7 protein-coding genes and 1 riboswitch are annotated in these 12,412 nt (G+C 69.2%); of the genes, 4 read left to right on the forward strand and 3 right to left on the reverse strand.

Annotated features, from left to right (window positions below; all coding sequences use genetic code 11):
- Positions 1-18: 18 nt before the first annotated feature.
- The 3 genes from GGR46_RS19625 to pal form a co-directional block, all read right to left on the reverse strand.
- A complete protein-coding gene (locus GGR46_RS19625) occupies positions 19-1,959 on the reverse strand; it encodes a TonB-dependent receptor plug domain-containing protein (RefSeq protein WP_183999685.1) in 1,941 nt (646 codons plus the stop codon).
- 174 nt (positions 1,960-2,133) lie between these two features.
- Positions 2,134-2,354, reverse strand: a riboswitch (cobalamin riboswitch).
- 47 nt (positions 2,355-2,401) lie between these two features.
- A complete protein-coding gene (locus tag GGR46_RS19630; RefSeq protein ID WP_246426221.1) occupies positions 2,402-3,679 on the reverse strand; it encodes a glycosyltransferase family 4 protein in 1,278 nt (425 codons plus the stop codon).
- Between the two features lie 53 nt (positions 3,680-3,732).
- Positions 3,733-4,248: a peptidoglycan-associated lipoprotein Pal gene (pal, locus tag GGR46_RS19635; protein ID WP_183999686.1), complete on the reverse strand. Its 516-nt coding sequence runs from the start codon at positions 4,246-4,248 to the stop codon at positions 3,733-3,735.
- Between the two features lie 252 nt (positions 4,249-4,500).
- Between pal and GGR46_RS19640 the strand changes: the two genes are divergently transcribed.
- From GGR46_RS19640 to GGR46_RS19655, 4 genes are all read left to right on the forward strand, one after another.
- Complete coding sequence (locus tag GGR46_RS19640; RefSeq protein ID WP_183999687.1) at positions 4,501-5,997, forward strand: sensor histidine kinase; 1,497 nt, start codon at positions 4,501-4,503, stop codon at positions 5,995-5,997.
- Positions 5,994-6,674 (forward strand): response regulator transcription factor, encoded by a 681-nt coding sequence (locus tag GGR46_RS19645; protein WP_183999688.1) that lies wholly within the window; start codon positions 5,994-5,996, stop codon positions 6,672-6,674. Before GGR46_RS19640 ends, GGR46_RS19645 begins: the two co-directional genes overlap by 4 nt.
- 80 nt (positions 6,675-6,754) lie before the next feature.
- Entirely contained in the window at positions 6,755-8,386 is a 1,632-nt protein-coding gene (locus GGR46_RS19650; protein WP_183999689.1) for a Na+/H+ antiporter, read from the forward strand.
- Between the two features lie 102 nt (positions 8,387-8,488).
- The gene (locus tag GGR46_RS19655; RefSeq protein WP_183999690.1) at positions 8,489-12,307 is read left to right on the forward strand and encodes an Ig-like domain-containing protein; all 3,819 of its coding nucleotides are present in this window, start codon (positions 8,489-8,491) and stop codon (positions 12,305-12,307) included.
- The last annotated feature ends 105 nt before the right edge of the window (positions 12,308-12,412 follow it).

The following is a 12,412-nucleotide window of genomic DNA, read 5'->3' on the forward strand; positions in this document are numbered from 1 at the left end:
TCGCTTCCCCTTGTCTGTTCAGAACGCGACGCGCACGCCGCCATAGGCCGCCGCGCCCGGCGTCGCGAAGCTGAACACCTCTTCGTACTTCACGTCGAACAGGTTCTCGACCCGGCCGAACACCGAGAAGCGGTCGCTCAGCTTGTACTGGGCGTTGAGGTTGACCAGCGTGAAGGGCTTCAGCGACACGCGGACCGGCACATAGCTGGGATCGGTATAGGCGACGTCGTCGATCCGGCCGTTGTAGCGCACGGTCAGCGTGGTCGAGAAGCGCTCGTCCTTGCTGAACAGCGTGACGTTGACGCTGGCGATGTCGCCGGGGCGGCGGACTTCGAGCGTGCCGTCCTCGGTCGCGTTCAGATGGGTATAGACCGCCTCGATCTGGACCTGGCGGACCGGGCGCAGGCTGGCGGTGACTTCCACGCCGTGCTGCTTCGAGTCGGTGCTGCGATTGTCCGGCGTCGCAGTGTAGTTGGGCGCCGGATAGGTCGTGTAGATCTCGTCGGTCAGCTTCGAATCGAAATATGTCGCGCCGATCACCGCCTTGCCGTCCCAGAAGCTCTGGTCGATGCCGACTTCCCAGCCTTGCGACTTCTCCGGCTTCAGGTTCGGATTGCCGATATAGGTGCCGCTCGAATAGCCGTAGAGCTCGTAATAGCCGGGGTTCTTCACGCCGGTGCCATAGGCCGCGTGGATGCGCGTGTCGGTCGGCAGGCGATAGCCGGCCTGGACGCGCCAGGTGGTGGTGTCGGCGAAGCGGTTGTTGTCGTCGTAGCGGATCGAGGCGCCGCCGGTGAAGCCGCCCGCGGTCAGCTCGTACTGGCCGACCAGGCCGAGATTGTCGGTGTCGCGACGACCGCGGAACGCGTCATAGGGCGAGCCGGTCGACGGCGCGATGTTCTGGAACTGCTCGCGCTCCCAATCGACCGCGCCGGTCAGCCGGTGGCTGATCGCGTCGGTGCCGAAGCGGAAGCTCGACACGAACGATCCCTTGTAGCGCTGGCCCTTGTCGCCATAGTTGAGGCCGAAGGCGTTGTAGCCCTTGCGCGTCGTGTCCGAGAACTGGCCGGAAAGCGTGTTGGTCCAGCGCCCGTCGAGCCCGGTCAGCTCGGCGCTGAGCAGGCCGTAGAACGCCTCGTTGGTGAAATAGGTGCCGGGGCTGTCGATCGTGTAGCCGAAGCTCGGGCTCGCCGGATTGGCGTCGGCGTCGTTGGTCTCGGCATCGGTATAGCTGTAGCGCAGCACGCCGCTGAGCTTGAAGTTCTCGGCCGGAGTCCAGTTGAGCTTGGTGGTCGCGCCGACATTGTCCGAGCCGATGTCGCGGTTGCCGCCGCGCGCGGTGGGATAGCCCTTGGTGTGCAGCCAGCTGCCGGACACGGCATAGTCGAAATCGCCCGAGACGCCGGCGGCGCGGGCTGCGGTGCCGATCGTGCCGAACGAGCCGCCTTCGATGCGCGCGGTGTACCCCGGCGCCTCGCGGCCCGAGAGCGTGATGTAGTTGATCACGCCGCCGATCGCGTCCGAGCCGTAGAGCGAGCTCTGCTGGCCGCGCAGCACTTCGACGCGCGCCGCCGGATCGGCGATCAGCGTGCCGAGGTCGTACTCGCCATAATAGGGGTCGGCCGCCTCGATCCCGTCGATCAGGACCAGGACGTGGTTGCTCTCCGAGCCGCGGATGCGGATCTGGGTCTGGCCGCCGATCGCGCCGATGCGGCTGACCGAGACGCCGGGCACGTCGCGCAGCACGTCGGAGACGATGCGGGTCTGGCGCTGGTCGAGCTGCTGCGCGGTGATCACCGTCGCCGAGGCGGGCAGGTCCTTGAGCTCGGTGCCCTCGCCCGAGCGCGAGGCGGTGACGATGATCGTGTCCTGCGGATCGTTGGCCTGGTCGTCGCTCTGGGCGAAGGCCGGCGTGGCAGCGGCGATCGCGAGCAGCGAGACGAAACTGGTCTTCAACATGGGTGGTCCCCCCTGCGCCGGTGCAACGAGGGCAGGGGCCTGCCGCGAACGGCCGGTGCGAGACGCGAGGCGGGCGCTTGGTCGCCGTCGCGCACGTACCGAAGCGGCCCCGGCCGCTTGGTCGTCGCTCAGACGGAGAGATACCGTGCCCTGGCCATCCCCTGGACCAAAGCAAGAGCGACCGTTGCGCCGGCAGGTCTCCTGGCTCGCGGGTCAGGGCGTGATGCACGGCCTTCCCGGACCGATGGTCCAGTGGCTGCTCCCTCTAATGGGGAGCCAGTGCACCGCGCTCGCCGCTTACAGTTGCAGGGACAGCCGCGGAGTTGGACGGAAGCCCGCCCGCACCGCATTCCCGTTTAAGCCCCTTTCGGGGCACCGGCGCGATCATTCAGTGCGGCGCGTTAGCCTGCGCTTCGTCGGGAGGGAAGTTCAAAATGGCGCGTCAGCCGGCAAGCAGCCCCGCATAGGACAGCAGGACGCGGTCTAGGATCCCCGGCCAGCGATGCCTGCCGGCCGCCCGGTGCGCTTCGAGCGCGAGGGCGAAGCGCAGGTCCGGTCGGTCGATCAGGTGACCGGTAGCCTGGGCGAGGTTCGCGGGTATGGGCTCGGTCAGCAGCCCGGACCTGCCCGAGACGATCAGCGCCCGCGCGCTGCCGACATCGGCGCTTACCACCGCCAGGCCCGATGCCATCGCCTCCAGATTGACGTTGCCGAATGCCTCGGTCGTGCTCGGGTTGATCAGGACGTCGGCGCTCGCCACCGCCCGGCCGAGCGCGGCCCCGTCGAGATGGCCGGTGAAGACCGCATCGGGCAGCAGGGCACGGAAGCGCGCCTCGGCCGGGCCGGTGCCGACGACCAGCGGACGCAGCGGATGACCGCGCTCGCGCAACAGGCGGATCGTGTCGGCAAAGGCCGCAATGCCCTTTTCGATCACCAGCCGGCCAAAGAAGAGCGGGACGACTTCGTCGTCGCGATAGCCCTGGGCGCGGCGCCAGTTCAGGTCGCGCAGGGCGGGGGAGAAGGATCGCGGATCGACGCCCCGGCCCCAGATCGCGATGTCGTCCTGCGGCACCCCCATCGCCACCAGGCTGTCGGCCGAGGCGGTGTTGGGCGCGAGCACATGGTCGCTCGCACGGTAGAAGCGCCGCAGATGGCGCTCGCCCAGGCCGCGCAGCGCCCCCAGGCCGTAATAGTCGAAATAGGTCTCGAACCGGGTGTGCAGGCTGGCCACCACCGGAATGCCGAGCCGGTGCGCGAGCTTCTGCGCTCCGGTGCCGAGCAGGTCCGGCGCGGAGACATGGACGATGTTGGGGGCGAATCGCTCGACATCGGCGCGCACCGAGCGCGGCAGGCCGAGCGCGATGCGGAACTCGCTGCGCCCGGGAATCGGCACCGAAGGGACAGAGACCAACTCGCCGGCAGGCGCGAAGGCGGGGTCGGCGATGGTCGGCGAATAGACGCGCACCGCCGCACCGCGGGCGAGCAGATGCTCGACCAGCCGGTTGAGCGCGCGGTTCGCGCCGTCGCGCACGCAATTGTAATTGCCCGAGAAGAGCGCGATCCGCATGCCCGCACCGGGCGGGCCGTCATTGGCTTGCCGCGACGCTGAACCGGGACCGCGCATGCGGTCGGAGGGACCGATCGGGCGGATGGACGCCGGGTGCGCCGCCTCGCGGGGCAGGGCATCGGCACGGAGGAATTCGTTTGGGAATATCTTCATCGCAGGCACTGACCGACACGCGAGGCGACGTCGCCTCGCGTGCGCATTATTCGTTACGGAAGCTGAATGACGACTGACACGGCGCGGCGGTTCTGCGCGTGCGAGGCCTCGTCGGAGCCAAGGGCCTCCGGCCGCTCCTTGCCATAGGAGATGGTGGTGATCCGGGCGGGCGCGATGCCCTGCACGGCCAGGAAATCGGCAGCGGCGCGGGCGCGGCGGTCGCCGAGCGCCAGGTTGTATTCGCGGGTGCCGCGCTCGTCGGCATGTCCCTCGACCAGGAAGCCGACGCGCGGATGCTGGCGCAGCCACTGCGCCTGGCGCGTCAGCGTGGCGCGGGCATCGGGGGAGAGCGCATAGGCATCGAAGGTGAAGAAGACGCGGTCGCCGGCGGTCGCCGCCAGATCGGCCTGCAGCCGGGCCAGCGCGGGATCCTCGCCATTCTCGGCATAGGGATCGCTAGCGGGGCCGCCGCCCGCCAGATCGGACGCATTGCCCGGTGCCTGCTTCCTGGTGCAGCCGCCCAGCGCCGCCGCACCGATCATCACCGCCAGCATCAATTCCCTGCGCATAGTCTCTCCGAGAAATGTTTCGGAAATATCCCTAGAGAGGCTCGGGCTGGGGGCGTTACTATAGGTTTTATATGCATGGACCCTGGCGGACCGGGGCCATAACTGGTTCGTCGAGAGCGCGCTTTTCTGCATTCCCCTCTCGCAGGCCTCCCCCCAAAAGAGGCGCGTGCTCCCACCGCGGCGGCGGGCAGCCAGGTCGTCCCCGGCCTCGGCCCGCCGCCCGGACCAGTCAAAGGCAACGCAACGAGCTTGATGACGCCCCGACGCCCGAACCCGATCGCCGGCTTCCTCGCCGCGCGGCTGCATCTGCACCGCGACGACATGCTGCGCACGGCGGTGGTGCTCGCGCTGTCGATCATCGCCGCGTTCGCCGTCCATCCGCTGGGCGAGGTCGCCTCGGCTCTGGTATTCGTGCTGGGCATCACCATCGCCGGCGCGCTGAGCGGGCTCGCGGCGGCGCTGATCGCGGCGCTCGCCGCCTTCCTGGTCCACAATTTCTACCTGACCGAGCCGGCGCTCACCTTCCGGATCGCGACCGGCGGCGACATCGCCCCGCTGGTCGTCTTCAACCTTTGTGCGCTCGTGTCCGGGGTGCTGGCCGGACAGCTCAAGGATCATGCCCAGGCGGCACGATCGAGCAACCAGCAGCTGCAGAGCCTGCTGGCGCTGAGCCAGCAGCTCCAGTCCGCCATCCGCCTGCCCGATGTCGTCGCCACGGTCGAGCGCGCGATCCACGATATCCTGGGGGCGCGGGCGGCGCTGTTCCGTTTCGAGGGGGAGACGCTGCGCAGCCTGGCGTCGGTCGAGGCGCATTGGCAGGCCTTTGCCGAGCGGATCGCGGCACAGGCCGGGCCTTCCGGCGAGAACGGGCTGGTTGGCAGGCGCCTCCAGCCGGCGAACAGTCCGGACGCCGTGCTCGTGCTCGAGTCCCTGCGGCGAGAGAGGGTCGCACCGGCTTTTATCGACGCGGTCGCCAACATGGTCACGCTCGCCCTGGAGCGCGCCGCCCTGGCCGAGCAGATCACCGAGCGCCAGGCGGTCGCACGGGCGGAGCAGCTCAAGACCGCGTTGCTCGCCTCGGTCAGCCATGATTTCCGTACGCCGCTCACCGCGATCAGCGCGTCCGCCTCCAGCCTGATCGCCTATGGCGAGAAGCTCGATCCGGAGACCTCGGCGGGCCTGCTGCGCGGGATCGTCGAGGAATGCGAGCGGCTCAACCGCTATACCGCGAACCTGCTGGAGATGAGCCGGCTGGAGGCTGGCGGGGTTGCCCAGCCGCTCCAGATCCTCGGCGCCGCCGAGATGGTCGCAGCAGCCCTGCACCGGGTCCGCCCGCGCGCCGGTGGGCGGCAGATGCTGCTCCAGGCGCCCGCGCCCGACCTGCTCGTCGCCGCCAATGCCGCGCTGTTCGAGCTGGTGCTGATCAACATCCTCGACAACGCGATCCTCTACAGCGAGGAGGATGCCCGGGTGGAGATCGCGATCTTCGCCGAACAGGGCGCCTGCCGGATCGACATCGCGGACAGCGGCCAGGGGATTCCCGAAGCGGCACTGCGCCGCGTGTTCGAGCGTTTCTACCGCGCGGGCCGCAGCGAGGCGGCCGGGCGTGGCAACGGCCTGGGGCTGGCGATCGCCAAGGGCTTCGTCGAGGCGCTCGGCGGCACGATCGAGGCTACCGTCCCCGGCCTCGACGGCCGCGGTACCCGCATCACCATCCGTCTTCCGCTCGCCGAGGCATCGAAAGCATGACCAACATCCTCCTCGTCGACGACGAACCCGCGCTGATCGCGGTGCTGAAGCCGGTGCTCGGCGCCGAGGGCTATAGCGTCGCCACTGCATCGGGCGGTGCGGCGGCGCTGCGCATGGCCGAGGACATCAAGCCCGAAGTCGTGCTGCTCGACCTCGGCCTGCCCGATATCGACGGCAAGGACGTGATCCGCGCGCTGCGTGCAACCAGCACCGTGCCGATCATCGTCATTTCCGCCCGCCACCAGGAAGGCGAGAAGATCGCCGCGCTCGACAATGGCGCCGACGATTACGTCAACAAGCCCTTCGAGATCGGGGAGCTGATGGCCCGCATCCGTGCGGCGATCCGGCGCAGCTCGAGCCTGGAGAACGCGCCCGGCACCTATCGCAGCGGACCGCTGGAGATCGACTTCCCGGCGCGGCGCGTGTCGCTGGCCGGCGACACGGTGAAGCTGTCGCCCAAGGAATATGACCTGCTGCGCACGCTTGCGCTCAGCGCCGGCCAGGTGGTGACGCACAAAAGGCTGCTCGCGGTGGGCTGGGGCAGCGACACCGCCGACAGCCAGTATCTGCGCGTCTATATCGGCCTGCTCCGCCAGAAGATCGAGGAGGATCCGAGCGATCCCCGGCTGCTGGTGACCGAGCCGGGGGTCGGCTACCGCCTCGCCAGCGCGAGCTGAGGCATCGGGAACCCCCTGGCGGGGTCCGGACATTCAACAAGGCGGCCGCCGTCCGGCCGCTTCAGACGCGGGGCAGAACCTTGGAAACCGTATCGATCATCCTGTTCCTGCTCCTCGCCGTGGTGGTCAGCGGCGCGTTCGCCCGGATGCTGCCCTTCGGCGTGCCCGTGCCGCTGGTGCAGATCCTGCTCGGCGCCGTGATCGGCCTGTCCACCTCGCACCGGGTCGTGCTCGATCCCGAGCTGTTCCTCTTCCTGTTCCTGCCGCCGCTCCTGTTCCTCGACGGGTGGCGCATCCCCAAGGACGAGCTGTTCAAGGACTTGTCCACCGTGGTCGAGCTCGCGCTCGGACTGGTGCTGCTCACCGTGATCGGCATGGGGCTGCTGATCCATTGGATGATCCCGGCGATGCCGCTCGCGGTAGCCTTTGCCCTAGCTGCGGTGGTCTCGCCGACCGATCCGATCGCGGTGTCGGCGATCGCGGCGCGCGTGCCGATCCCGAAGCGCATGATGCACATCCTCGAAGGCGAATCGCTGCTAAACGACGCATCGGGCCTGGTCTGCCTGCGCTTCGCCGTCGCCGCTGCGCTGACCGGCAGCTTCTCGGCGGGCGAGGCCGCGCTCACCTTCCTCTGGGTTGCCGGCGGCGGCCTGGCGATCGGCGTGCTCGTAACCCTGGCGGTGTCGATCGCCAAGACCTGGGTGACCCGGCGCTGGGGCGAGGATACGGGCTCGCAGATCCTGGTCAGCCTGCTGATCCCGTTCGGCTCCTACCTGCTCGCCGAGCATTTCCACGCCTCCGGCATCCTCGCGGCGGTGGCGGCGGGCGTGACGATGACCTTCGCCGAGATCTCCCGCCAGGCGATGGCGGTCACCCGCATGCGCCGCAACTCGGTGTGGGACACGCTGCAGTTCACCTTGAACGGCGTGATCTTCGTGCTGCTCGGCGAGCAGCTGCCCGGCATCGTCGCCGGCGCCAAGCAGACGGTGCTGCTGACCGGCCATCATTCGCCCTGGTGGCTGGGTATCTATGTCGTGGCGATCGTCGCGGGCCTCGCCGCGCTGCGCTTCGCCTGGGTGTGGACCTCGCTGCGCCTCACCATCCTGCGCAAGCGCGAGGGCACCGCGGAGATGCAGAGCCCGAACTGGCGGCTGGTCGCGGCGACTTCGTTCGCCGGCGTGCGCGGTGCGATCACCCTGGCCGGCGTGCTGACCCTGCCGCTGGTGCTGCGCGACGGCTCGCCCTTCCCGGCGCGCGACCTGGCGATCTTCCTTGCCGCCGGCGTGATCATCGTGTCGCTGATCCTCGCCAGTGTCGGGCTGCCGATCCTGCTCAAGGACCTGAAGCTGCCGCCCGAACCCTCGCGCCAGGCGGAAGAGGATGCCGCCCGCGTCGCCACCGCCGAGGCCGCGATCCGCGCGGTCGAGCGCCACCAGCACGAACAGGGCGAGGCGCATGACGACCCCGGCCTCTATGCCGCCGCCGGCGCGCGGGTGATGGACTTCTACCAGGAGCGCATCGACGGATTGAGCGACGGCGGCGCCGACGAGCTGCGCCTGCAGGAGCGGCTGGCCAGCGAGCTCCGGCTCGTCGGCATCCAGGCGGAACGCGCGCGGCTGCTCGAACTGGGCAGGAGCCGCGCGATCGGCAGCGAGATCGCCCGCAAGCTGACCCGCGAACTCGACCTGGCGGAGACGCGTCACCGCGGATGATGCCGGGCATGCCCGGCGTTTTCGTCGTTATGGGTAGCTATTCCTATAATTTCTGGAGTGTCGTTAGCGCTGTCTTAACCCTGAGGAACCACGTGCAGGCATATGAAAACGCCTGTAAAAGCTTCAAAGCCCCTGTCGTCCTCGCCGCTCGTTCGCGCGATCCTGATAGGATCAACCGCCCTGCTTCCGACCAGCGCCCATGCGCTCTCGCCCGGCTGCACCGCGATCAACAGCTTCTGGAATTCGGTTCCCAGCGGCTATGGCCTGGCCAGGACCTATGCGGCGGACCAGTTCGCCGCGGGCGACCAGGTGAGCTTCACGCTCGTCGACCATACCGTCTTCGGCCCCGCCGGCGCCGCGAGCTTCATCCTGAGCAGTGTCGGCTATCGCACGATCTACCTGCAATATTACACCAGCAGCTATAACCGCACGAAGCAGTACGTCACCGGATCGGCCTCGACCATCGTCACCTCGGATCAGCTGCTGTCGAACGGGTTGATCATCGAGAACGGCAGCACCAACGACCAGGCGTCGACCGCGACCGTCACCGTGCGCTGCGTCAATGTCCCGCCGCCCGTGCCGATCGCGGCCGGCAGCAGCAGCACCGTCCCGGCGAACCGCAGCACCGACATCGCCCTTTCGCTCTCCGGCGGTGTGGCGACGTCGCTCACGCTGGTGCGCCAGGCGCTGCACGGCACGGCGTCGGTCAGCGGCACCCAGATCAGCTACACGCCCAATGCCGGCTATTCGGGCGCCGACAGCTTCCAATATTCCGCCGGCAACACTGCCGGAAGTTCGGCGACGGCGACGGTCCAGCTAACGGTCAGCGCGCCCACGCTGAGCTTCACGCCCGCTGCGGGCACGCTCCCGGCCGCGCCCTATGGCCAGGCCTATAGCCAGACCATCGTCGCGAGCGGCGGCGAGGGGCCGTACGGCTATGTCGTATCGGACGGTGCGCTTCCCGACGGCATGACGCTCGACGGCGACGGCACGCTCCACGGCACACCGAGTGCGCTCGGACGCAAGACCTTCCAGGTGCGGGCGACGGACAAGAACGGGGCGAACACCACCGCAAACTATGCGATCGACGTCACGCTCGCCGTGCCGGTCGCGGGCAATGGCAATGCGATGGTCGCCGCGAACAGCGGCGGCCAGCCGATCACCCTGGACCTGTCCGGCGGTGCCGCGGACTCGGTCGCCGTCTCCAGCGCGCCCGCCCATGGCAGCGCCACCGCGAGCGGCACCAGCATCAGCTACACGCCGGCCGCGGGATATTCGGGCACCGACCAGTTCAGCTACACCGCGAAGAATGCCGCCGGCATTTCGCAGCCCGGCACGATCACGGTGACCATCTCCGCGCCGACCCTGGTGTTCGGCCCCGCCGCGGGGACGCTGGCCGGCGCCACCCAGGGCCAGACCTATGGCCAGGCGATCAGCGCCACCCAGGGCCAGGCGCCCTATCAGTATCTGGTGACCGGCGGCGCGCTTCCCGCGGGCCTGGTCCTCGACGCGGACGGCAGCCTGCACGGCTCGCCCACCGAGGTCGGCGACTTCGCCTTCACGATCACCGCGACGGACCGCAATGGCGCGGCGGGCAGCGCAGGCTATTCGCTGTCGGTCGCCGTCGCCGCGCCCGTCGCGAGCAGCAGCACGGCAACCGTGGCGGCCAACAGCCAGGGCACTGCGATCGAGATGGCGCTCACCGGCGGTGCCGTCTCCACCTATGCGATCACCGGCCAGCCCACCCATGGCACGGCGACGCTCAGCGGATCGACGATCCACTACACCCCCAATGCTGGCTATTCGGGCACCGATTCGCTCAGCTACACCGTGAGCAATGCCACCGGCCTTTCTCAGGCGACGGTGTCGATCACGGTCAGCGCGCCGGCCCTGGTCTTCGGCCCGGCCGTGGGGAGCCTTCCGGTCGCGACGCAGAGGAGCGCCTACAGCCAGGTCATTGCGGCGACGGGCGGCGAAGGCCCCTATCGCTACACGGTGACGGCAGGCACGCTGCCCGACGGCCTCACGCTCGCCGCGGACGGCACGCTCAGCGGCACGCCGAGCGGCTCGGGCAGCGCCAGCTTCACGATCACCGCGACCGACGTTCACGGGGCGAGCGGCACGGCGGCCTATACCCTGCAGGTCGATGCCGTGCCGCCGCCGGTTGCCCGCGATCCCGATCCGCTGAGCGTTGCCGGCGCAACGACGACGCAGACCGGTGAGTCCGCCCGCATCGACCTGGGCAGCCTCGTCTCGGGCGATGTGCAGAACATCCAGATCGTTACCCAGCCGGCGCACGGCACGGTGGTGCTGACCGGCGCGGCCGGCCCCAAGCTCGACGGCGAGGGAAGGACGGTTGCCGTTGCGGCCCCGCCGGTGAGCCAGATGGTCGCGGTCTATACGCCCGCACCGGGCTATCACGGCACCGACAGCTTCCAGTTCGTGGCGGTCGGGATCGGCGGCACCTCGGCGCCGGCGACGGTGCAGATCAACGTCGAGGGCTCGCCGCCCGCGGCGCGGAGCCTCACTGCGAACGGCATCGACAACCAGACGATCTCGGTCGACCTGACCGCGGGCCGCACCGATGGCCCGTTCACCGATGCGGCGATCGTCGACATCACGCCGGCCGGCAAGGCGACCGCGACCATCGTGGCCGGCGGCACCGCGGATGCGCGCACCTATCGGCTCGACATCAAGCCGGCGGCGCATTTCTCGGGCACGCTCAAGCTGCGCTACACGCTGACCAACGTGTTCGGTGCCTCCGCGCCTGCGACGATCACCCTGACGGTTGCCGCGCGCCCGGATCCCTCGGCCGACGCCACCGTGCGTGCGATCGCCGATGCTCAGAGCGAAGCCGTCCGGCGCTTCTCGCGTGCGCAGGTCGACAATTTCATGCGCCGCGCCGAGAGCCTGCACGACGTCGAGTGCGGCCGCTCGACCATGGGCGTGACGCTGACCTCGACCGATCGGGTGAACACCCAGCCGCTGCCGGGCGCCTTGCCCGAGCAAGGGGCGCTGCGGGCGGACGGTCGTGTCGATGCGGCGCCCGCTGGCGGGGCCGGGAGCGGCAATGGCCAGCAGTGCGGCACCGGCGGCCTTGGCTTCTGGGCCGGTGGCTCGATCGCCATCGGGACGCGCGACGCGGTGAGCCAGCGCGACAAGATCAGCGCGACGACGAGCGGCGTGAGCATCGGCGTGGATCTTCGCCTGCTTCCGGGCCTGGTGCTCGGCATCGGCGGCGGCTTCGGGCATGATTCGAGCACCATCGATGGCGGCGCCGGCCATGTCGTCTCCGACAGCAGGACGGTCGTGGTCTATGGCAGCGCAATGCCGGTGGCCGGCATCTTCCTCGACGGCATGGTCGCCCGCGGCTGGCTCGATTTCGATACGCGCCGCCTGGTCGCCGCGACTGCGAGTACCACCAGGGGCAAGCGCGACGGCGACTTCACCACCGCTTCGCTTTCCGCGGGGACGGAGCAGGTGTCGGGCCTGCTGCGCTGGTCGGTCTATGGCCGGGCGGAATATCTCGACGGGACGCTCGGCGCGTATCGGGAGAGGGGCGCGGGCATCTATGATCTGCGCTTCGACGATCGCGACGTGCGGTCGGTGCTCGGTGTCGCCGGCTTCCGGCTCGCCTGGCGCGGCAAACTGGCGAACGGCACGATCACCCCGTCCTTCCGCGGCGAGTGGCTGCACGAGTTCGCCGACGCGTCCGGCCAGGCACTCGATTATGCCGATGTCGATGGTGCAGCATTCTATCGCTTCAGCGCGCAGGGCTGGGGGCGTGAGCAGTTCGCGTTGACGCCGGGGCTCGACGTCAATCTCAACTCGGGATGGCAGTTCGGCTTCGAACTCGGCGCCCGCATCGCGGATGGCGAACGCGCGGCCACTTCGCGGATCCAGCTGCGCAAGCAGTTCTGACGCACGAAGGAGGCGCCTTCGCGTGACGAACGGAACCCGGAGACGAGCACCCCTCGTCTCCGGGTTTCGCCGTTATGTTCGGGGGGATGCGCCGGCATCCGCCGG

This window comes from Sphingomonas kyeonggiensis (genome assembly GCF_014196745.1).
In the GTDB taxonomy this organism is placed as follows: Bacteria; Pseudomonadota; Alphaproteobacteria; order Sphingomonadales; family Sphingomonadaceae; genus Sphingomonas; species Sphingomonas kyeonggiensis.

Bases quoted from the DNA above. Each gene is read 5' to 3' on its own strand.
- pal (WP_183999686.1), bottom strand. From the start codon at position 4,248: ATGCGCAGGGAATTGATGCTGGCGGTGATGATCGGTGCGGCGGCGCTG.
- GGR46_RS19630 (WP_246426221.1), bottom strand. From the start codon at position 3,679: ATGAAGATATTCCCAAACGAATTCCTCCGTGCCGATGCCCTGCCCCGC.
- GGR46_RS19645 (WP_183999688.1), top strand. From the start codon at position 5,994: ATGACCAACATCCTCCTCGTCGACGACGAACCCGCGCTGATCGCGGTG.
- GGR46_RS19625 (WP_183999685.1), bottom strand. From the start codon at position 1,959: ATGTTGAAGACCAGTTTCGTCTCGCTGCTCGCGATCGCCGCTGCCACG.
- GGR46_RS19640 (WP_183999687.1), top strand. From the start codon at position 4,501: ATGACGCCCCGACGCCCGAACCCGATCGCCGGCTTCCTCGCCGCGCGG.
- GGR46_RS19655 (WP_183999690.1), top strand. From the start codon at position 8,489: ATGAAAACGCCTGTAAAAGCTTCAAAGCCCCTGTCGTCCTCGCCGCTC.